This window comes from Streptomyces narbonensis (assembly GCF_014649015.1).
GTDB classification, from domain to species: Bacteria; Actinomycetota; Actinomycetes; order Streptomycetales; family Streptomycetaceae; genus Streptomyces; species Streptomyces narbonensis.
The window spans coordinates 1-1,440 of sequence record NZ_BMSF01000060.1 but is presented as its reverse complement, the minus strand read 5'-3'; the positions used below and the strand labels follow the sequence as shown (position 1 = coordinate 1,440).

The window sequence follows — 1,440 nt, the reverse complement described above, 5'->3', positions numbered from 1 at the left end:
TATATATCCGTAAATATATTACGGATTCGGAGGGGAAGAAAGTAATAATAATTTATTTATTTATTTTCTAAATATGTATTTTTTAAATGAGATCAAGTAAACGTAGTTCTAGTTTTATTATAATCTTTACGTAAATTTATACCTAATTCTCAACTACCATTAAGTTTTATACTTTGACCCTCATTATTAATTAAAATAACTAATTTAGATCAATCTAAAAAATCTAAGTGTTTAGATGATAATAAAGAATATTTATTAAAGTATTCTATTACTTTAATATTTTTATATAGATTAGCCACTATTACTTTATAACTATAATATAGTTTATACGTATTATTAAGAGATACTAATAAATTTAAATTACGTTCTCTACTATATAAATTAACATTAAAATATAGTGCAATTGCAGACATAATATAAAAATAAGAAAAATTAATATTATTATTATTAGAATTTTTTTGATAATTTTGTCTTAATTCTAAACAATAATAAGGCATTGCTCTACTAGAACGATTTTTACCATTTATTAAATTAATAGAAAAATTACCATCTGCATCTGTCATACCAGCTAATCAAGCGTTTGAACCAATATCTGATGTATCTAATGGTTTAATTTTAATATTATCTATATTTTTTAATTTATTATGTAGAATTGTTGTTGAATTAATATAATTATTTATAAATTCAGCACCTCTAACAAATGCTTCATATTTAGGTGTTCTCATATATCCATTAATAATATTTAATAATGTATATACACCTTTTAAATCATGAATAAGTCATAATACATAATTACGATTAATTTTTTTATACACTTTTCCACATTTAGTTAAATTACATAAATAATTAGCTAATTCTAAATCTTCTAATTTAAATACTACAACAATTAACGGTCTATATTTAGATTTTTTTATTGAAGATGAATTTTGAACTAGAATAGTTCCATCACCTTCAATTAATCCAGCTAAATAAGGTCCCAACTTATCATAATTTAATTTTAAATTATATTCTTTATTTTCTATTACTTGATTATTATTATTATTACTTTCATATCTTTTTTGGTTACCAAAACCTCCAATTAAAGCAGGCATTACTAAGAGTAGAGTAGCAAACCTATCTGAATGTAATAACATTCATATAAAAGAGCCCTCTCCGAACCGTACGTGATACTTTCATATCATACGGCTCTCCATTTAACGCATATTTAATAGTATAATAATTATTATAAACCTGGACCATTATATTTACCTTGATGAACTTTAAAATGACATGTTTTACAGATAGTAATTTGTTTTCTATTTATCTTAATCATTCTACCTAATAAATAATCATCTTTAATTTTATTGGCAGCATTATTTAATGTTCTTACGTGATGTACTTCTAAATCATGTTTAGAACCACAAATTTGACAAATACCACTAAATAATGATAAAGATCTAG

Annotated in this window: 3 protein-coding genes; all 3 read right to left on the bottom strand. The window is 22.4% G+C overall.

Annotated elements, in window-relative coordinates:
• Positions 1-209 precede the first annotated feature (209 nt).
• Positions 210-563: an LAGLIDADG family homing endonuclease gene (locus IE124_RS36190; RefSeq protein WP_188425082.1), complete on the bottom strand. Its 354-nt coding sequence runs from the start codon at positions 561-563 to the stop codon at positions 210-212.
• A 216-nt stretch (positions 564-779) separates the two neighbouring features.
• Positions 780-1,091 carry an LAGLIDADG family homing endonuclease gene (locus IE124_RS36185; RefSeq protein WP_188425078.1) on the bottom strand — a complete coding sequence of 104 codons (312 nt, stop codon included), beginning with the start codon at positions 1,089-1,091 and terminating at the stop codon, positions 780-782.
• A 131-nt stretch (positions 1,092-1,222) separates the two neighbouring features.
• Positions 1,223-1,440 (bottom strand): HNH endonuclease (locus tag IE124_RS36180; RefSeq protein WP_502266939.1); only part of this gene is annotated, 218 nt, incomplete at its 5' end.